Here is a 20,331-nt window from a genome sequence, read left to right on the forward strand (position 1 = left end):
ATGAACCACGTACCGCACATCCTGGTCGTCGACGATGACAGCGAGATCCGCCAGATGCTGGCCGATTACCTGCAACGCAACGGCCTGCGCGTGAGCCAGGCCGACGGTGGCCGGGCCATGCGCGCGCTGATGGATACCCATGCCGTGGATCTGGTCGTGCTGGACGTGATGATGCCGGGCGAGGACGGACTGAGCCTGTGCCGCAACCTGCGCGCCGGCAAGCATCGTGCGGTGCCGGTGGTGCTGCTGACCGCCCGCGACGACGAAACCGACCGCATCATCGGCCTGGAAATGGGTGCTGATGACTACGTGACCAAGCCCTTCTCTTCGCGCGAACTGCTGGCACGCATCAATGCGGTGATCCGCCGCACCCGGATGTTGCCGCCGAACCTGCAGGTGAGCGAAGCCGGTCGCCAGCTGGCCTTCGGCGAGTGGCGCCTGGACACCACCGCACGCCATCTGCTGGATGCACAGGACACCGCGTATCCACTCAGTGGCGCCGAATTCCGCCTGTTGCGCGTATTCCTCGATCACGCCAATCGGGTGCTCAGCCGCGACCAGCTGCTCAGCCTCACGCAGGGCCGCGATGCCGAACTGTTTGACCGCTCGATCGACCTGCTGGTCAGCCGCGTGCGGCAGCGCCTGGGTGACGACGCACGCGAGCCGACCTACATCAAGACCGTGCGCAGCGAAGGCTATGTGTTCAGCGTGCCGGTGCAGTTGCTGGGGCCGGACGAATGAACGCCACCGCACGCCGCCCACGCTGGCCGCGCACGCTGTCGGCGCGGCTGCTGCTGGTGCTGCTGGGCGGACTGGCGCTGGCCCACGCACTGTCCTTCGGCCTGCTGTTCTTCGAACGCTACCAGTCCACCCGCAGCATGATGCTGCGCAACCTGGACGAAGACGTGGCCGTGAGTGTCGCGCTGCTGGAGCACCTGCCCGCGGACCAGCGCGATGCCTGGGTGCCGCGGCTGGAGCGGCGCACCTACCGTTACCTGCTGCGCCCGGCCGCGGCCGGACCGGGGCTGCAGACCGATCGTGCACGCCAGGTCACGGCGATCATCGATGACAGCCTGCAGCACCGCTATCCGTTGCAGGCGCGCCAGGTGGCTCGCCTGCCGGAGCGGTTCGAGGTGGAACTGCGCCTGCACGACGGCACTCCCTTGACCATTGAAGTCACCCCGTCGGGCCTGCCGCTGGCGCGCTGGCTGCCCGCCGTGCTGCTGGTGCAGCTGGCGCTGCTGCTGGTGTGCGCGTGGCTGGCGGTGCGCCTGGCCATGCGCCCGCTGCAGCAGTTGTCGCATGCGGTGGAGCATCTGCAGCCGGGCAAGGACGGGCCTGCACTGCCTGAAGATGGCCCGGCGGAAGTAGGCGGCGCAGCAGCCGCACTCAACGCACTGCAGGCACGCATTCGTGGCCATGTCAGTGAACGCCTGCAGATCCTGGCCGCGATCTCGCATGACCTGCAGACCCCCATCACGCGCATGAAGCTCCGGGTGGAGACCCTGCCTGAAGACAGCACCCAGCAGCGGCTGCTGGCCGACCTCGATCACCTTGGGCAACTGGTGCGCGAGGGTGTGGCCTATGCGCGCAGCAGCCACGTCGCCAGTGGCGCGCCGGTGTCGATGGACCTGGGCGCGTTCCTGGCCAGTGTGGTCGGCGATTACGAGGACATGGGCAAGCCGGTCAGTGGCGGTGCGCCCGCTGGACTGGTCGTGCAGACCTGGCCGCAGCTGCTGCGACGGGTGGTCGGCAATCTGGTCGACAATGCACTCCGCTACGCCGGCGCTGCCGAGATCGAGGCCGGCCGTGACGAGGCCGGAAGGGTATGGATCGGAATTTCCGACCGTGGCCCGGGCATCCCCGAGGACCAGCTGCAGGCAGTGCTGGCGCCGTTCCATCGGCTGGAAAGCTCGCGCAATCGCGATACCGGTGGCACTGGCCTGGGACTGGCCATCGCGGTGCAACTGGCGCAGTCGCTGGGCGGCTCGCTGCGGTTGCGCAACCGCGAGGGTGGCGGGCTGAGGGCTGAGCTGCGGCTGCCGGGGTAACGGGCGGGGTCGGATCCCTTGCGGGAGCGAAGGGCTCTGACCCCGATGTGGGATCTGTGACGTTCCTGCACGGCCTTGGGATCGGCGATCATCTGCAGGGAGTGTCGAAACCAGGAAGCACGCAATGCAGGGAACGCAGCATTCAATCCAGCGCCCGCGCCACGTCGCGCTGCTGGTCGGTCTGCTCGCGCTGGCGGCCTGCCATCGCACACCGGACGCACCGACCGACGCACCCGCAGCGGGCACACCGCCTGCCGCCCCGGCCACCGCAACAGATCTCTCTCCGCTGCTCGACGCCTTGCCGACCTGCGCGCTGGACGGCTGGTACATCGATCAGCAGACCGGGCGCCCGGCCCATCCCTGGTTGGCGGCGAACGCGCCGAAGCCCTGCAAGGAAGACGTGGAGAACGAGATCGCCACGTTCTGCGTGCAGGGGCAGTGGAAGGGGCTGCCGGTGGAAGAGGTGATCCTGCCGACGATGACATTCGTTTCGTTCCGTGGGGCCAGGATCGGCCTGCCGCTGGAGAAGGCACGTCCCATCGTCCGCCAGCGTTTCCGCCAGGACTTCCCGGGTGATGCGGCTTACGACGAGGGCCGCGAGCCGAAGCTGATGGCCGATCCCGAAGATGCGCAGCGTTCGTGGCTGCTGTGCAGCACCCCGGAACTGGGCCACGACGTGGACAGCGAGGGAAACATCAGCTATTCCGGCATGAACCTGCCCTACGACCACGACGGTTGCAGTTACCGCTACAGCCCGGTCGACTTCTGCGATGCGCGGCACCGCGCAGCCATCGAAGATGCCCTCCAGCATCAGAAACCCAATTTCAACCGGCACTACCTGCTGGTACAGGTCGATGATCGTCCGGAGTATTTCCAGCGCACGCTGGTGCTGGTCGATACCCGCACGGGCAGGGCGACGCCACTGCCGTTCGATGCCTTCACCGGGCCGGCGGGAAAGGGCGGTGATGCTACCGGCTACGGGACACTGGAGACGGGCGTGGACCGGCAGCAGTTCTGCCTCGATGGCGCGTTGCTGGTCTACCGCGTGTTCGAGGAAGGGCGCTTCTGCTTCGGTTTTGACGGTGAGCGCTTCACCGGCCATGAAACCCAGTACATGCAGGCAGCGGATGGCCGATGACCGGTATTTCACCCGGGCCATGACATCCTGCCCCGAACCTGCGCAACCGGGACCGAGGCTGTTGAAGGCGAACACGCAATGACCGCGGCGCGGCAGCGCTCGATGTGGGTGGCGGGCCTGTCCACGGTAGTGGAGTGGTACGACTTCACCCTGTACCTGTATTTCGCCACGGTGTTGTCGCGGGTGTTCTTCGGCGGCGGCGAACAGGCGCTGCTGGTCACCCTGGCCGGCTTCGCGGTGTCCTACCTGATGCGCCCGCTGGGCGCGCTGTGCTTCGGCCACCTGGGCGACCGCCTGGGCCGGCGCTGGATGCTGCTGGCTTCGATGGCGTTGATGGCGGCGGCGATGCTGGCCACTGCGTTGCTGCCAACCGCGGCCACCGCAGGTACCACGGCGGGCGTGCTACTGCTGGTATTGCGCTGCGTGATGGCGTTTTCGGTGGGCGGTGAGTACACCGGCGTGGTGGCGTACCTGCTGGAAAGCGCACCGGCGCGGCGGCGTGGCCTGGTGACCTCGCTGGCCTCGGCCGCCAGTGAAGTAGGCGCACTGCTGGCGGTCGCGATCTCGGCGGTCACCGTGGCGCTGCTCGCGCCCGCGCAGCTGGACAGCTGGGGCTGGCGTATTCCGTTCTTCGTCGGCGCTGCGCTGGCACTGGTGATCCTGGTCGCGCGCTCGGGCATGCACGAATCGCCTGAGTTCGAGCGCCAGCGCCGCGAAGGCAGCATTCCTGCCACGCCGCTGCGGCATGTGCTGCAGCACCACCCGCTGGCGGTGGCGCGCACCTTCGCGATCTCGGCCTTGGGATCGATCACCTACTACGTGGGCATCACCTATGTGCCTGCGTTCCTGCACGCGCAGGGCCACGATGAGGGCGATGCACTGTGGCTTTCGACAATTGCGGCGGTCGCAGTGATTGCGATCACGCCGCTGTGTGGCGCATTGTCCGACCGCGTCGGGCGGCGGCCGATGCTGCTGGGCCTGACCCTGCTGGCAGCGTTGTTGCCGCTGTCCCTGTTCGCCTGGATGGCACAGGCGCCGCCGTTGGGCATTGCGCTGGCGGCGGTGCTGCTGGCCTGCGTGGCCGGCGGCGTGAGCGCGGTCGCGGCCCCGGCCACGGCCGAGCAGTTCCCCGGCGAAGGGCGGGTGAGTGGGCTGGCACTGGGGGTGACCATGGCCACGGCCTTCTTCGGCGGGGCAACGCCATGGCTGGCGCAATGGTGGGTGGAGCGCAGCGGCTGGGGAGCAGCGCCAGGCGCGATGATCGCGCTGGTGGCGGTGCTGGTGCTGCCGGTGCTGTGGACCCTGCCCGAGACGGTCCCGGGCAGGGCCAAGCGCTAGCGGGTCAGACCTTGAGGGTCTGCTCGATGTCGGCCAGTACCGCGGCCGCATCCACGCCGATGGCGATCGACTGCACCACGTGGCCGTCCCACACGCTGGGACCGAACGCCAGGCCTTCCGGCTTGGGGATGGTCATGCCGCGGGCAACACCGTCGGTGGCCACGCGCACGCTGGCGCGCTCGAACTGGAACAGCTCCGGACGGGTCAGCGCGATGCAGGCGCAGCAGTCGTGCACGACCATGCCCTTGTGGCCGGCCTGCAGGTAGAAGTCCACGTAATCCTGCGACAGCGCACGCACCAGTTCGGCATCGGCACCGCCGATGGCGGCCAGCTTGTCCAGACCGTCACGGTCCATTTCCACGCGGGTGGTCACGTCCAGGCCGATGGCGGTGACCGGCCAGCTGGCGGTGAACACCACGTCGGCCGCTTCGGCATCGCCCCAGATGTTGGCCTCGGCGGCCGGGGTGATGTTGCCGTTGACGTGGAACGCGCCGCCCATGATCACCACGCCGCGCACCAGGCCGGCGATGTCCGGGGCCTGCTGCAGGGCCAGCGCGAGGTTGGTCATGCGGCCGACCGCGACCAGGGTCACTTCGCCCGGATGGGCGCGGACCAGGTCGATGATCAGCTGGTGAGCGGGGCGCGCGTCGGCGGCCACGTCCAGTTCGGTCGGCACCGGGTGGTTGCCCAGGCCGTTGTGGCCGTGGATGTGCACCGGCCAGGCTTCCGGGGTGGCTTCCGGCTGCAGCGGGCCACCGGCACCGCGCGCGACCGGGGCGGCGAAGCCCCAGGCCTGCTTCAGGTACAGCGCGTTGTGCGTGGTCGACTCCACCGAGGCATTGCCGAAGGTGGTGGTGACGCCGATCAGGTCAATCTGGGCGTGCTTGTGCAGGTACAGCAGGGCCAGGGCGTCGTCGACGCCCGGGTCGGTATCGAAAATGACTTTCAGCATGTTGTTGTTCTTCTTCTTCCGTGTGGTGCGGGGGGCGCCGGCGGCCTGGAAGCAGGCCGGCGCGCCCTGCATTGTCCCATCTTCATGACGGGCAGGGCCATTGCCGGGCTGGCAGGCCCATAATGCCCTCCAGTCCAGGCATGGAGCCGCCGAATGTTGATCGTTGCCCTTCTGCTGGTCCTGCTGGTGCTGGGCCTGAACGTGGCGGCTACCGTGGTGATCGTCAGGCGTGATGGCCTGTCGGCGGGTGGCCGCGCGGTGCAGCTGCTGCTGGTCTGGCTGCTGCCGCTGGTCGGCGCCATCCTGTGCCTGGCAGTGGCCACGGCCGATGGCTCAGGCAGCCGGGGGGATGGCGGTGCAAGCCATGACACCTCCGTTGGCTATTCCGGTGACAGCCACAGCCATCACAGCTACAGCAGCTCCGACTGCAGCAGTGATGGTGGTGGGGGGGACGGCGGCAGCTGCGGCGATTGAGGTCCCTGTAGCGTCGAGCCATGCTCGACTGCCCTTCGTTCCACAGCCGCGACGCCTGATCGAAAAGCAGTCGAGCATGGCTCGACGCTACAAGGTGCCGGGCATAGCCCGGCAACCCCGCCTGCCTCAGAATTTCCAGCGCAGGCTGGCCGACACGAAGCGCGGCTCGCCGAAGTTGTTGTAGTCCAGGTTGGCCCAGTAGGTCTTGTCCAGCGCGTTGCGCACGCTCAGCGTGGCGGTCCAGTTGTCGCTGATGCGGTAGTTGGCGTTGAACTGCACCAGCGAATACGCCGGCTGGTTCACCGTCACCGTGCCGCCGAGCGGGTAGGCGATGTTGTAGCCCTGCACCCGGCTCTGCCACTGCAGACCACCGCCGATGCTCAGTCGCTCCAGTGCGCCACGCAGCTGCAGCTGGGTGTTGAGCTGCAGCAGGTCCTTGGGCGGATTGGCGTACAGCAGGTCGGTGGCGGCGCGGGTCACCTTGACGCGGGTGTAGCCGGCATTGACCGTCCAGCCCGGCAGGATCTCGCCGTTGACGTCCATCTCCCAACCGCGCGCCTTGGTGCCGTTGATGCCGATATAGGCCGAGCTGCCGTCGCTCAGCGTACCTTCCGGCACGCTCATGTCACGCACCGCGTAGTTGTCCTGCTTGGCCTCGAACACCGCCGCATTGGCGGTCAGGCGGCCATCGAACCACTGCGTCTTGATGCCCGCTTCCAGGTTCGAGCCCTGCACCGGTGCCAGCAGGTTCTCGTTGCGGTCCTTGTAGTTTTGCGGATTGAAGATCTCGGTGTAGCTGGCATAGGCCGACACGTTCGGGGTGATCTCGTAGACCAGGCCCACGTACGGAGTGACCTCATCGCTCACCTTGTATGCACCGCTGGTGCCGGTATAGGCGCCGGCAGCGTTGTACGAGCGGCTGAGCGTTTCCCAGCGGCTCAGGCGCGCACCGGCAATCAGCGACAGCGGCTCGGCCAGGCGCAGGCGGGTGGCCAGGTAGACGCCGCTCTGCGTGGTCTTGGCCACGCGGCGTGCACCGGTGCGGGTGTAGGTCACTTCGGAGATGTCGCCGTTCCAGTTGAACACGTTGGGGATGTAGTAGCAGCGCTCACGCCCGCAGGTCGCCCAGTCGCCCGGGAAGTTCAGCGCCACGGTATTGGTGGTGCCTTCCAGGTCCGACCACTGCGCGCCGACGGTGAGGTCGTGGTCGCGGCCGAACAGCGGGAAGCTGCCGGTCAGGTAGGCATCGACATTGCGGCGGGTGTCCTTCGAATCACCGGCGGCCGCGCGCAGGTAGATGCCCGCGCCGGTCACCGGGTCCGGGTTGCCGGTGCCGTACAGGCGCACGTTCTGCACGTTGCCGCGGGTGTAGGCGGTGTTGATCTTCAGCAGCCAGTGGTCGCCGAAACGCTGTTCCAGGTTGGCGAAGGCGGTATTGCTTTCGCGCTTCCAGTAGCTCCACTTCGGCGACAGGTTGGTCGAGCGCGCCAGATGGGCGAAGTTGCCCTGGTTGTCGAAGAACGCCACGGTGCCCCAGGTCGAACCGGTCGGGTTGTTGTCCTGGGTCTGGTAGCCGACGGTAACCGTGGTGCTGTCGGTGACATCGCCTTCCAGCACCGCCATGCCGGCCATCTTGTTTTCCTTGTAGCGGTCGTAATACAGGCCACGATCGGTGTAGGCGGCGACCACGCGGCTGCGGAAGCGGCCGTCGGCGGTCAGCGGCGCGGTTACGTCGGCTTCCATGCGGCGGTAGTCCCAGCTACCGGCGCTGACCGCGAACGACGCGTCGAATTCCTTGCCGGGGCGCTTGCGCAGCAGGTTGACCGTGGCCGACGGCACGCCGGCGCCGCTGAGCAGGCCGTTGGCACCGCGGATCACTTCGATGCGGTCGTAGAAGGCGGTGTCGTACTCCTGGTTGGTCGAGCCGCTGTAGGTGGGAATGCCGTCGACCTGGAAGTCGGTGATGGCGAAGCCGCGCGCGTAGTACAGCGGGCGTTGCGTGTCATAGAAGGACACGCTGACGCCGGTCACGTTGCGCATCACATCGTTGATGCTGAACAGCGATTCGTCCTGCAGGCGCTGCAGGCTGATCGCGGTGGCCGACTGCGGGGTTTCCTGCAGGGTGATCGGCAGGCGCGTGGTACTGGCCGGCGGCGCCGACTGTTCGGCACGCACGCTCACCCGGTCCAGGGTCTTGGCGTCGGCTGCGCCATCAGTGGCGGCGAACGCGCTGGGCGTGGCCAGCAGGGTCAACGACGAGAGCAGGGCGGCCGGCAGCAGCGCGCGGCGGGGCAGGCGGTTATCGAAGGTCAGGCACATGGTGGGCTCGAAGCGTGGAGGCGGGGAGGGGCGGCAACAGTCGTCCAGCACCCGGGGCGGCGGCTTCGGGCACGGTCAGGTCCGTCTGGGGGCGAGGCGCGGTCACTGCGCAGGACGCAAATGTAAATAATTCTTAACAACATTACAATTCGCGTCATTGTGCGCAGGGTTCCCGGCACGGGGCATCGCTTTCTGTAGAGCCGAGCGATGCTCGGCTGCTTTTTGCCGGAGCCGAGCATGGGCTCGGCTCTACAGGCGTAGCCTGCACAAACGCAAACGGCCACCCGAAGGTGGCCGTCCGTCTGCATCGAAAGGAACCTGCGGGCTTACAGCGCCTGCAGTTCCTCGTTGGCGTTGCGCTTTTCCTTGGCCGGCGCCGGAACCGCCGCCGGAGCGGGCGATGCCGCGTTCGCGTCCACCGGCACCTCCAGGTAGGGCAGCTGCAGGGTCTGGCTGGTCAGCGTGCGGATCTCGTTGACCAGCGCGGCGCTGTCGTTGAGCTTGCGCCCGTACGACGGCACGATCTCGCGCAGGCGGGTTTCCCAGCCGGCCTTCATCTGCTCCGGGAAGGCCTTGGCCATCAGGTCAAGCATGATCGGCGGCGAGGTCGACGCGCCCGGCGACGCGCCGAGCAGGGCGGCGAGGGTGTGGTCCTTGTCGGTCACGATCTCGGTACCGAACTGCAGCACCGGGCCCTTCAGCGGATCGCGCTTGATGATCTGCACGCGCTGGCCGGCGGTGACCAGCTTCCAGTCACCCGGCTTGGCATTGGGGAAGTACTTGACCAGTTCGGCCTGGCGGTCGGCATCGTTCAGGCGCGCCTGTCCCATCAGGTACTGCACCAGGTCCAGGTTGTCCTTGCCCACTTCCAGCATCGGGCCGACGTTGTTGTGGTTCACCGACGAGTAAAGGTCCCACCACGAGCCGTGCTTGAGGAACTTGGTGCTGTACAGCGCGAACGGCCCGAACAGGACCACCGGCTTGCCGTCCAGCTTGCGCGCATCCAGGTGCGGCACCGACATCGGCGGCGAGCCGGTCTCAGCCATGCCGTAAGCCTTCACCCCATGGCGCGAGGTCACGTCCTGGCCCTGGAAAGCGAGGAACTGGCCGCCGACCGGGAAGCCGGCGTAGTCCTTCGATTCCGGAATGCCCGACATCTGCAGCAGCTTCAGTGCGGCGCCACCGGCACCGATGAACACGAAGCGGGCGTGGGTGGTGGATTCGGTGCCGGCCTTGAGGTCCTTCACCGTCACGTTCCAGCTCTTGTCGGCGTTCTGCCGCAGCGCGCTCACTTCATGGTTCAGGTGCAGGCTGAAGTTCGGGCTGCGCTGCAGGCCGGCGGTCAGCTGGCGGGTGATCACGCCGAAGTTGACGTCGGTGCCCAGCGGCATCCAGGTTGCGGCAACCTTCTGCTTCGGGTCACGGCCTTCCATCAGCAGCGGGGCCCACTGCTTGATCTGGGCCGGATCCTCGGAGTACTGCATGCCGTAGAACAGCGGGTTCTTGACCAGGGCCTGCTGGCGCTTGTGCAGGTAGGCGATGTTGTCATCGCCCCAGACGAAGCTCATGTGCGGGGTCGGGTTGATGAAGTCGCTGGGCTGGCTCAGCCGGCCCTCCTTCACCTGGTGCGACCAGAACTGGCGCGAGACCTCGAACGATTCGGCGATGCCGACCGCGCGCTTGGTCTCGATGCTGCCGTCGGGCAGTTCCGGGGTGTAGTTCAGTTCGGCGAACGCCGAGTGGCCGGTGCCGGCGTTGTTCCAGCCATCGGAGCTTTCACCGGCGACGCCGTCGAGGCGTTCGTAGACCTGGATGTTCCAGTCCGGCTGCAGTTCCTGCAGGTAGGTGGCCAGGGTGATGCTCATGATGCCGGCGCCGACCAGCACAACATCGACGGGCTTGTCGTTGCTGGCGGCGGGCACCGAGCGCTGGGTCAGCGGCCAGTACAGGAACAGCGCGGCGGCCAGCAACAGCAGCACGAGCAGGGCGAGAAGAGCCTTGCCAAATTTCTTCATGGGGGCGGGATCGTTGGCGGAGGGGAAGAGGTCAGGATGCGCGTGGGGCAGGGAAAGGGCGTGAAGAAACAACGCCTTGCATCATCCACCGGTGATTCTAACCGGATCCGGTCCTTTTTTGATGCAACGCAGCATCCGACGTTTCGCGGTGCTGCCACATGGGCGGCAGGCGATGCCCGGCGACGGTGGGATCAGACCAGCTCAAGGATCTCGTCGCCAGCCTCATCGACCCCGCCGGTCGGGCGCCAGCCCAGGCGGCGGTAGAAGCCGTGCGAGCGCGAACGCGGGTCGGCCGAGCAGGCCAGGAACAGCCGCCGGTGGCCGGCATCGCGGGTCAGGCTGACCACTTCCTGCAGCAGCTGGCGGCCGATGCCGCGGCCCTCGTAGTCCGGCAGCAGGGCCAGCACCAGCACCTCGCCGCTGTCGCGGTCGGCGAAGCAGTAGCCGGCCATGCGCTCGCCCTCCCAGGCGACGCGGCCGATCGAATCGCCTTGGGCGATGCCGGCCGCCCAGCTGTCCACAGTGATGCCCAGCTGGGCCAGCTGCTCGGCGCTGAAGGCGTTCTCGCGGGTGCGCCCACGCAGGTCGACGCAGGCAGCGGCATCCTCGGGGCGGGCATCGCGCAGGTACACGGGCATGCCGGACATCCTTGTAATGGTCGGCCCGCCAGTATCCGCATCGCGCATGGACCCGGTGTGTAGGCTTGATGGAGATCCGATGGAGCCCCGAAAAAGGGGACGGAGGGGATTAAGCCGTATTTGCCTTGGATGTCGTATTGGCCTTAAGCGACTTAATCCCCTCCGTCCCCTTTTTGCGCTGTGCGTCAGCGCTTGCGCCGGATCAATGCCGAGGATGCATCCAGCACGGCGCGGGTCAGCAGGGCCATGGTCTGCACGTCGCCCTTCCAGTGCTGCCAGTACAGCGGCACGTCTTCCCACGCGCGCTGGCGTACGTAGACCAGGCGGCCGGCGTCCAGGTGCCGCTTGACCAGCGGCAGCGGATTCATCGTCCAGCCCATGCCGCCCAGGTTGGCCTGCACAAAGGCGCGGGTGGAGGGAATCCACCAGGTCGGTGCGGTGCTGGGCAGGTCATCGCCGGCCATGCGCCGGGCAAAGCGCGACTGCATGTCGTCCTTGCGGTTGAACACCAGAACCGGTGCCTGCGCCAGTGCCTGCGCGGTCACGCCCTTGGCGAAGTAGCGTTCGCGGAACTCGGGGGTGCAGGTCGCCGCGTAACGGATGCTGCCCAGCGCGTGGATCTGGCAGCCCTGCACCGGCTCGTCCAGCGTGGTCACCGCACCCAGCACCGTGCCCTGGCGCAGCAGTTCGGCGGTGTGGTCCTGGTCCTCCACGCGCAGGTCCAGGGTGGTCCCGGTGCCCTGCGCGAACTGCGCCGCGGCCTGCGGGAACCAGGTTTCCAGGCTGTCGTGGTTCACTGCCACCGGGATGCTGGCCTGGGGCAGGTCCTCATCCGCCAGGCCCATGCGGTGCAGCGCATCGTGTTCCAGCAGGGCGGTCTGCTCGGCCAGCTGCACCAGCAGCTGGCCTTCGGCGGTCGCGGTGGCCGGGGTGCCACGCTTGACCAGCAGGCGGCCGATCCGGTCCTCCAGTGCCTTGACCCGCTGCGAGATGGCCGAGGGCGTGACATTCAGCGATTGCGCGGCGCGGTCGAAGCTGCCTTCGCGGATCACCGCGGCCAGGGCGCGCAGCTGGGCGTGATCGATGCGCATCGAATTAAGCTCCGCTAATGTTGGTTTAGGAAGTTTAGCTCGTCTTTTCCATGTTGCGGCGCGACAATGGCGCCCGTTCCGGTGCTGTCCGCCTTCGCGAGGTACCGTCCCCCAAGCAATACAAGGCAGTGAATCCCATGTTCTCGGTCATCTCCGCCAGCACCGGCCTCGGTGCCTGGTTCTCTGGTGCAGCCACCGGCATCGGCCTGTTCGCCGTGGTCGGGGCCCAGAGCGCCTTCATTCTGCGCCAGGGCATCCTGCGCAAGCACATCGTGCCGGTGGTCGCCACCTGCGCGGCCATCGATGCCATCTTCATCTTTGCCAGCGTGGCCGGCCTGCGCACGCTCACTTCAGCGCTGCCGTGGCTGACCACCGCCGTGCTGTGGACCGGTGTCGCGTTCCTGGCCTGGTATGCGATGAAGTCGGCACGCCGTGCGATCGCCGGCGGCGGTGGCATGGGCGAGGCCGACAGCGACGACGGCAGCCGCCGCGCGGTGCTGATGGCCGCGGTCGGCTTCTCGCTGATCAACCCGCACTTCTGGCTGGACATGATGGTGATCGGCTCCATCGCCGAGAACTTCGGCAACGCCCGCATGGCCTTCGCTGCGGGCGTGGTCACGGCCAGCTGCCTGTGGCTGACCGCGCAGGGCCTCGGTGCACGCCTGCTGGCGCCGCTGTTCACCAAGCCCAGCACCTGGCGCGTGCTCGACGGCACCATCGCCGTGATCCTCAGCATCCTGGCCCTCATGTTGGCGGTGCGCGGAGTCCACTGACCCGGCGCACGCCCCCCGAACCCACGTCCTGACTCTCTCTCCAAGGTAGTGGCAACGACGGCACCGGCAACGGTGCCGTCGTCTTTTCCGGCTCTGGCGGGAAACCCATTGCCCTGCCTAGAATCGGAGACCAGGACAAGGTGTCCACAGGAGCAGGGGAAGGATGCACAGGACGATTCTGGCGGCCGCACTGGCCGTCATCGGGGGCGTTGCCGCAGGCAGCGCGGGGGCGGTGGAGCTGACGCAGTACCTGCGCCGGGAGACCTTCACCGACATCAAGATCTCGCCGGGGGGCGAGTACGTAGCGGCAACGGTGCCGAGGGAGGACAGCACCGCGATCGCGATCCTGCGCCTGAAGGACAAGGAGGTGGTCGGCAGTTTCTGGCCGCCCAGCCGCAACCACGCGCAGGAATTCGATTGGGTCAGCAACGAGCGCCTGTTGATCGGCCTGGCCCAGAAGTGGGGCTCGCTCGACCAACCCAATCCCACCGGCGAACTCTATGCCATCGACGCCAACGGCAACCGCGGCGAACTGCTGGTCGGCTATCGCGTCGAAAGCAAGGGCCCGGGGACCCGCATCCAGCCGAAGAAGGTCGAAGCAGTGGCCGCCTTCCTGGCCGACGACCTGCCGGGCGACGAGCGCAACGTGCTGGTGACCGTATGGCCGCTGGCCGAGGATCCGTACACCCGCGTAGATCGCATGGATGTGACTACGGGTCGTCGCTCGCGGGTGGCGTCCTCGCCGGTACGGCGCGGCGAGTTCACCACCGACGGCGCCGGCGAAGTGCGCTTCGTGCATGGCTCGGGCAGCGACAACATCAACAAGCTGTACTTCCGCGAACGCAGTGGCGACAGCTGGAAGCTGATCAACGACGAGGCCGTCAGCAAGCGCATCGAAACCGCCCTCGGCTTCTCGGCCGATGACAGCCTGGCCTACCTCAACGTCGAGCAGACCCAGGGCCCGGACGCGATCGTCAGCTGGAACCCGCAGACCGGCGAGCGTGCCACGCTGCTGCGCGACGAGGTGGTCAATCCGTATCGCATCATCCATCGGCCCGGCACCCACGTGCCGGTGGGCGCGCTCTATCTGGGCGACACGCCGCGTACCCGGTTCTTCGACGAGAAGTCGCCGGAGGCGCGCCTGTACCGCAGCCTGGAAGCCGCCTTCGGAGGGCCGGTCTACATCACCTCCAGCACCCGCGATGGCCGTGTTGTGCTGGTGGAAACCTGGTCGGGCTCGAACCCGGGCGATTTCTACGTCTACGACACGGTGGCGCGCAAGGCTGACCACCTGATCAGCCGCAGCGACTGGATTGACGTGGACCGCAGTGCCAGCGTGAAGCCGATTGCACTGAAGGCGCGGGACGGGCTGCCGTTGCATGGCTTCCTGACCCTGCCGGCCGGCAGCAACGGCCGCAACCTGCCGATGGTGGTGATGCCGCATGGCGGTCCGTTCGACATCTTCGATTCCGGCCAGTACGACCGCGAAACCCAGATGCTGGCCGCCGCCGGGTATGCGGTGCTGCAGGTCAACTTCCGTGGGTCGGGCAATTACGGCCGGGCCCACACCCAGGCCGGTGCGCAGCAGTGGGGCGCGGCGATGCAGGACGATGTCACCGATGCCACCCGCTGGGCAATCAGCGAAGGCATCGCCGATGCTCGTCGCATCTGCATCTATGGCGCCAGCTACGGGGCCTACTCGGCGATGATGGGGGCGGCCCGCGAACCCGGGCTGTATCAGTGCGCGGCCGGCTATGTGGGGGTCTACGACCTGCCGATGATGTACACCCGTGGCGATATCCAGGACCGCGGCTCAGGCGTGACCTACCTGCGCGAATGGCTGGGTGATCCGGCCAAGCTGGGCGCGGTGTCGCCGGTGAACCTGGCCGAACGGATCAAGGTGCCGGTGTTCCTCGCCGCCGGTGGCGAAGACAAGCGTGCGCCGATCCAGCATACCGAGCGCATGGAAGCGGCGCTCAAGCGCGCCGGCACACCGGTGGAAAGCCTGTACTACAAGACCGAAGGCCACGGCTTCTACACCGAGGCGCATCGCAGCGAGTACTACGACAAGCTGCTGGCGTTCCTGGCGCGCAGCCTGGGGGGCAAGACCGCGACGACCGCGCCCGTGGCCGGCAAGGACAAGGCGCCCTGAGCTGACAGGGCGGCGGATGAATTTTCCGCCGCCCTGGTCTTCGGCACGCGGGACTTACTTCACCCCGTGCATCATCTTCTTCAGCAGCGGCGCGGCGATGAAGGCCGCCAACGCGCAACCCAGGCCGATCCACATCAGCAGCCAGAACAGGTGCGCGTAGGCACCTGCGGCAGCCACCATGTCCAGCGATTCGCCTTCCGGCACCTCGATCGCGGCCAGCTTGCCGAACAGCGCGGCCAGCGTTTCCGAGAATGCGGTGGCCAGGAACCAGGTGCCCATCATCAGGCTCATCACCCGCGGCACGGCCAGCTGGGTCACCGCCGACAGGCCGACCGGCGAGAGGCACATCTCGCCGCTGGCCAGCAGGAAGTAGGCCAGCACCAGCCACCACACGCTGGCCATCTCGCCGGTGGCGCCCACCTGCTGTGCGGCCAGCGCCAGCGGCACGAACGACAGCGCGCCGATCACCAGGCCCCAGGCCGACTTCACCGGCTTGCCCGGTTCCCAGCCGCGGCGGTCCATCCACGTCCACAGCGCGGCGAAGGCCGGAGCGAGCAGCACCAGGAACAGGCCGCCGAGGTAGGTCAGCGAGCCGGCGGTCTGCGGAATCACCAGGCAGTCGCGCACCAGCAGCACCAGCATCAGTACGACGATGGCGGCGAAGAACGTGCGCGGCGCGGCCGAGCCCGGGCGCCGTTCCGACAGGCGCGCGCTGACCACGAAGCCGAGCGGTGCCAGCAGCAGCGAGAGGATCGACCACGGCAGCGGCGTGCCGCCGGTGATCACCAGCGAGGGCACGATGTCCTTGGTCAGCAGGCGGTCGGTGAAGGTCACCCACGAGCCGTAGGACTGCTCGTACATCGTGAAGAACACCAGCGCCATGAAGATCAGCACCATCAGCGCGATCATCTGCTGGCGCTGCACCGGCGTGCATTTCGTGCCGGTGAACCAGGCGAACCAGACCAGCACGCCGCCCAGCACCACCAGCATCAGCATCAGCGCCAGGCTGATTTCACCGCCCAGCGCGAACGCGCCGTTGCCGGCGGCCCACATCAGCCATGCCACCGGCAGCACGCCGAGCACCGCGCACAGATAGATGAGCCATTCGCGTGGCAGGCCCAGCACCTTCTGCTTCAGCGCCGCCGGTTGCGGCGGTTCGGCATGGCCCTGCAGGTACTTCTGGCCCCACAGGAACATCGCCAGGCCGGCCAGCATGCCGATGCCGGCCGCACCGAAACCGTACTTCCAGCCGTAGGCCTCACCGAGGAAGCCACACACCAGGGACGAGAACAGCGCGCCGAGGTTGATGCCGGCGTAGAACAGCGAAAAGCCCGAGTCGCGACGCGGGTCGTCCTTGGCGTACAGCTTGCCGACAATGGTGGAGATGTTCGGCTTCAGGAAGCCGACGCCCATGATGATCAGCGCCAGCGACAGGTAGGTCACCGCCAGCGCCGAGGTGTCGCGCACCACTTCGCCGTTCACCCGGTACGCGGCGTGGCCCTCGAAGGCCATGCCGAGGTGGCCGAGTACCAGCAGGATGCCGCCGAACAGCACTGCCCGGCGCATGCCCAGCCAGCGGTCGGCCAGCATGCCGCCGAACACCGGGATGCAGTACACCAGGCCACCGTAGGCACCGAGCAGGTCCAGGCCGGCCTTGTCGCCGAACAGGTGGTATTTGGTCAGGTACAGCAGCAACAGCGCCTTCATGCCGTAGAAGGAGAAGCGCTCCCACATTTCAGTGAAGAAGCAGACGTAGACGCCCTTGGGGTGGCCCAGGAAGTCGTCGGAAGCAGAGGCGGCAACGGTCATCGACGGCGGGGACAGCGGAAAGGGCGCGATTATAGGCCTCTGGGCCTGGGCAGGCAGCCGCCGGTGGATCCACGCCATGCAGGGATGGCGCTCCCCCGGCGGCCACCGCTCACAGGTATCGCAACCAAGGCAGATCGCGCCTTCGCGCTTTGAACCGCGCGAAGGCCCGCGTCGGCGGGTACAGCACCACCGCCAGCGCACAGGCCACCAGCAGCAGGCCGCTGACCGAATCCAGGGCATACAGTTCGCCATGGGTCGGCCCCCAGGCCGCCAACGCGGCCAGGTACAGCCCTTTCAGCACGTACAGGTGCAGCAGGTAGAAGAACATCGGCGCGGCGCCGATATCGGACAGCGGGCGCAGCGCACGCGCGAGGGGCGGCCATTCGTACAAGCGCAGCAGCAACAGCCCCACGCCCAGGGTCAGCAACAGGAACTGCAATGACGGCGGGTACTTGGTGACGTTGAAGATGCTCAACCACGTGCGCAGCGTAGTGGTCTGGTACGACCAGGGAGCATCCCCATACTGGTTGGCGAACCGCAGCAGCGCGAACAGGGCCAGCGCGCCGACGCCTGCCCACAGCAGCCAGCGCTGGCGCTGCTCCGGCGCGCGCGCGCGGCCGAACCAGGGCCCCATCAGATAACCCAGCGCAATCACCCCGATCCACGGCAGTACCGGATAGGAGGTGCGCAGGCGCAGCGCGCCGGCCTCGATCCAGTCGCGCTGGTGCAGCACTTTCCACAGCACCGCCAGCAGGCCGTTTCCTTGCACCCGAAGGCCGTCGAACAGGTTGTGCCCGGCCACCACCGCGATTGCCAGCATCAGCAGGGCCGGGCGTGGCAGCCATAGCAGCCCGGCCAGCGCGATCATGCTCAGCCCGATGGCCCAGATCACCTGCAGGTACAGCGTTTCCGGCGGCAGCTGGAAGGTCCAGGCGAAATTCACCAGGGTCAGTTCCAGCACCACCAGGAACAGCCCGCGCTTGAGCAGGAACGCAGCTGTGGCCCCGCGCGGATCCGCCTGGCGCTGGCCGTACAGCCAGGCCGACAGCCCGGTCAGCAGCACGAACACGGGGGCGCACAGGTGGGCCAGCAGACGGCAGGCGAACAGCGCAGGGGAGACCGTCGCTGCGTCCATCGGGTCGCTCACCTGGTGCTGCAGGAAGAAGGTCTCACGCACGTGGTCCAGCAGCATCAACAGCATCACGGTGCCGCGCAGCTGGTCGATGGAGGCCAGGCGGGGGGAGGGGGAAGGGGGCATGCGATGCAGTAACAACAAGGTATCATTAAGATATAACATATCATTTGCGGCGTGCCCAGCCGGACTTTGCCGGGTCGGTCGATTGCCGGTCCACGTGCCGGCCCATTGCGCCGCAGCACACGCCCCCATCCTTTGGCACGCTGGACTTGATCTGCCCTGAACGCTAGCGTGGCAGGGATTTTTTGCCAGCAGGGGCTTCCATGAACCACGACGCTGCGCCCAAGCAGCTCACCTTCCGCGCAGTGGCCCTGGCCATCGTGCTGGCGGTGGTGCTGTCGGCCGCAAACGCCTACCTCGGTCTGTTCGCAGGCCTGACCATCGCCACCGCCATTCCCGCCGCGGTGATTTCCATGGGCGTGCTGCGCCTGCTGGGCGGTGGCTCCATCCTCGAGAACAACATCGTGCAGACCGGCGCCTCGGCCGGTTCATCGATCGCCGCCGGTGTGATCTTCACCATCCCGGCGCTGGTGATCATGGGCTACTGGCCGGACTTCAAGTACTGGTGGGTGCTGGGCATCGCCGGCCTCGGTGGCCTGTTGGGCGTGCTGTTCTCGGTGCCGCTGCGCCGTTCGATGATTGTCGAAGACCCGCTGCCGTTCCCGGAAGGCAAGGCTGCGGCCGAAGTGCTCAAGGCCGGTGAGAACCCGGGCCCGGGCCTGAAGATCCTCGGCCTGTCGGCGGTGATCGGTGCCTTCGTCAAGCTGGCCGCGGAAAGCGGCATGCGCCTGATTCCCGATGCCTGGGCCACCTCGGCCTACGTCGGCAGTTCCAAGGTCACCGCCTTCATCGGCACCAACCTGTCGCCGGCACTGCTGGGCGTGGGCTACATCGTCGGCCTCAACGTCGGCATCGTGGTGGTGTCCGGCTCGATCCTGACCTGGCACATCGCCATTCCGATCTACCAGGCGTTCTTCATGAACACCGATCCGGCACTGGCCGCGTCGGTTGCCGCGGCCTCGTCCACCGAGGCAGCGTTCGCCATCTGGGGCGCGAAGATGCGCTACCTGGGCGTCGGTGCGATGCTGATCGGTGGCATCTGGACCCTGATCTCGCTGCGCAAGTCGCTGCTCAACGGTGTCAAGAGCGGCTTTGCCGCCGCCCGCAAGAGCGGTGGCCCGGTGCTGGCGCACACCGAGCGCGACCTGCCGATGAAGTGGATGCTGGTCGCCCTGGTGGTGTTCGTGCTGCCGCTGCTGGCCCTGTACCAGGCCATCGTCGGCCAGTGGCACGTGTCCATCCCGATGACCCTCATCATGATCGTCGCCGGCTTCCTGTTCGTTTCGGTCTCGGCCTACCTGGCTGGCCTGATCGGCTCGTCCAACAACCCGGTTTCGGGCATCACCATCTCCACCATCCTGTTCGCTTCGGCCGTGCTGGTGGTGCTGCTGGGCAAGGATGGCCTGCAGCCGGTCGGCGCCTTCGGCGCGCCGCTGGGCGCGGTGGCCGCGATCATGATCGGCGCGGTGGTGTGCTGTGCTGCAGCGGTCGGCGGTGACAACCTGCAGGACCTCAAGGCCGGTTACATCGTCGGTGCCACCCCGTGGAAGCAGCAGCTGATGCTGGGCATCGGTGCGTTCTCGTGCGCGCTGATCATGGCCCCGGTGCTGAACCTGCTGGCCACCGCCTACGGCATCGGCGTGAAGTCGGAGCTGCACCCGAACGCGCTGGCCGCGCCGCAGGCCAACCTGATGGCCTCGGTGGCCAAGGGCCTGTTCGGTGGTGAACTGCCGTGGACCTTCATCGGCATCGGTGCCGTGGTCGGTGCCGCCATCATCGCGTTCGACAGCTGGCTGAAGTCGCGCAACGCCCGCTTCCGCGTGCCGGTGCTGGCCGCCGCCATCGGCATCTACCTGCCGCTGGAACTGATGGTGCCGATCTTCCTCGGCGGCCTGATCGCCTACCTCGTCGAGCGCTTCCACAAGGTGCGTGCCGATGACGAAGAAGGTCGCGACCGCGTGCACAAGCCGGGCGTGCTGTTCGCCGCCGGCCTGATCACCGGTGAGGCACTGATGGGCATCGCCATCGCGATTCCGATCGTGGTGAGCAGTCGCGCCGACGTGCTGGCCGTGCCGTTCCACCTGCCGGGCGCACAGTGGATCGGCCTGGCCGTGCTGTTCCTGGTCGGCTGGCTGATCTACCGCACCGGCAAGCGCGCCATGGCGTAAGGGTTGGGGTCGTGATGCATGGGGTCGGATCCCTTCCCGCCGGGAAGGGCTCTGACCCCGGGTTGACAGCGTCTGGGGTCAGAGCCGATTCCGTCGGAATCGAATCCGACCCCGGTGTCCCCACAAACCGCGCCACGGCGCGGTTTGCTTTTTCTGGC

15 protein-coding genes are annotated in these 20,331 nt (G+C 67.3%); 8 read left to right on the forward strand and 7 right to left on the reverse strand.

Annotation, left to right across the window (positions count from 1 at the left end):
• The 4 genes from AC5P7I_RS05990 to AC5P7I_RS06005 all read left to right on the forward strand — a co-directional run bounded on the left by AC5P7I_RS05990 (position 1) and on the right by AC5P7I_RS06005 (position 4,527).
• Positions 1–741, forward strand: coding sequence for a response regulator (locus AC5P7I_RS05990; RefSeq protein WP_032960784.1), 741 nt, complete (start codon positions 1–3; stop codon positions 739–741).
• Entirely contained in the window at positions 738–2,051 is a 1,314-nt protein-coding gene (locus AC5P7I_RS05995) for a sensor histidine kinase (protein WP_197621325.1), read from the forward strand. The genes AC5P7I_RS05990 and AC5P7I_RS05995 overlap by 4 nt, the downstream gene beginning before the upstream one ends.
• Before the next feature lie 124 nt (positions 2,052–2,175).
• Entirely contained in the window at positions 2,176–3,189 is a 1,014-nt protein-coding gene (locus tag AC5P7I_RS06000) for a hypothetical protein (protein WP_197621324.1), read from the forward strand.
• A 78-nt stretch (positions 3,190–3,267) separates the two neighbouring features.
• The gene (locus tag AC5P7I_RS06005) at positions 3,268–4,527 is read left to right on the forward strand and encodes an MFS transporter (RefSeq protein WP_262088376.1); all 1,260 of its coding nucleotides are present in this window, start codon (positions 3,268–3,270) and stop codon (positions 4,525–4,527) included.
• Positions 4,528–4,531: 4 nt separating this feature from the next.
• Here AC5P7I_RS06005 and AC5P7I_RS06010 read toward each other — a convergent pair whose 3' ends face one another.
• Positions 4,532–5,479: a nucleoside hydrolase gene (locus AC5P7I_RS06010; RefSeq protein ID WP_049441242.1), complete on the reverse strand. Its 948-nt coding sequence runs from the start codon at positions 5,477–5,479 to the stop codon at positions 4,532–4,534.
• 153 nt (positions 5,480–5,632) lie between these two features.
• Between AC5P7I_RS06010 and AC5P7I_RS06015 the strand changes: the two genes are divergently transcribed.
• On the forward strand, positions 5,633–5,953 hold the full coding sequence (locus tag AC5P7I_RS06015; RefSeq protein WP_032960776.1) for a hypothetical protein: 321 nt from the start codon (positions 5,633–5,635) through the stop codon (positions 5,951–5,953).
• Between the two features lie 126 nt (positions 5,954–6,079).
• Here AC5P7I_RS06015 and AC5P7I_RS06020 read toward each other — a convergent pair whose 3' ends face one another.
• The 4 genes from AC5P7I_RS06020 to AC5P7I_RS06035 form a co-directional block, all read right to left on the reverse strand.
• Entirely contained in the window at positions 6,080–8,272 is a 2,193-nt protein-coding gene (locus tag AC5P7I_RS06020) for a TonB-dependent siderophore receptor (RefSeq protein ID WP_049406405.1), read from the reverse strand.
• 326 nt (positions 8,273–8,598) lie between these two features.
• Positions 8,599–10,287 carry a malate dehydrogenase (quinone) gene (gene mqo / locus AC5P7I_RS06025; protein WP_164077052.1) on the reverse strand — a complete coding sequence of 563 codons (1,689 nt, stop codon included), beginning with the start codon at positions 10,285–10,287 and terminating at the stop codon, positions 8,599–8,601.
• 191 nt (positions 10,288–10,478) lie between these two features.
• Entirely contained in the window at positions 10,479–10,925 is a 447-nt protein-coding gene (locus AC5P7I_RS06030; RefSeq protein WP_075076126.1) for a GNAT family N-acetyltransferase, read from the reverse strand.
• Between the two features lie 185 nt (positions 10,926–11,110).
• Positions 11,111–12,016 carry an ArgP/LysG family DNA-binding transcriptional regulator gene (locus AC5P7I_RS06035; RefSeq protein ID WP_164077053.1) on the reverse strand — a complete coding sequence of 302 codons (906 nt, stop codon included), beginning with the start codon at positions 12,014–12,016 and terminating at the stop codon, positions 11,111–11,113.
• A gap of 137 nt (positions 12,017–12,153) precedes the next feature.
• Here AC5P7I_RS06035 and AC5P7I_RS06040 point away from each other — a divergent pair, with 137 nt between their 5' ends.
• Positions 12,154–12,789: a LysE/ArgO family amino acid transporter gene (locus AC5P7I_RS06040; protein ID WP_005415673.1), complete on the forward strand. Its 636-nt coding sequence runs from the start codon at positions 12,154–12,156 to the stop codon at positions 12,787–12,789.
• A 163-nt stretch (positions 12,790–12,952) separates the two neighbouring features.
• Positions 12,953–14,941: an alpha/beta hydrolase family protein gene (locus tag AC5P7I_RS06045; RefSeq protein ID WP_134966952.1), complete on the forward strand. Its 1,989-nt coding sequence runs from the start codon at positions 12,953–12,955 to the stop codon at positions 14,939–14,941.
• Between the two features lie 54 nt (positions 14,942–14,995).
• On the opposite strand, the gene AC5P7I_RS06050 is transcribed toward AC5P7I_RS06045, so the two are convergent.
• The gene (locus tag AC5P7I_RS06050; protein ID WP_014646346.1) at positions 14,996–16,750 is read right to left on the reverse strand and encodes a peptide MFS transporter; all 1,755 of its coding nucleotides are present in this window, start codon (positions 16,748–16,750) and stop codon (positions 14,996–14,998) included.
• 109 nt (positions 16,751–16,859) lie between these two features.
• Positions 16,860–18,008, reverse strand: a complete 1,149-nt coding sequence (locus tag AC5P7I_RS06055) for an acetyltransferase domain-containing protein (RefSeq protein WP_111205854.1) — start codon at positions 18,006–18,008, stop codon at positions 16,860–16,862.
• A 200-nt stretch (positions 18,009–18,208) separates the two neighbouring features.
• Between AC5P7I_RS06055 and AC5P7I_RS06060 the strand changes: the two genes are divergently transcribed.
• Positions 18,209–20,173, forward strand: a complete 1,965-nt coding sequence (locus AC5P7I_RS06060; protein WP_014646348.1) for an OPT family oligopeptide transporter — start codon at positions 18,209–18,211, stop codon at positions 20,171–20,173.
• Positions 20,174–20,331 lie beyond the last annotated feature (158 nt).

The organism is Stenotrophomonas sp. YJH_SMC_138 (genome assembly GCF_059369855.1).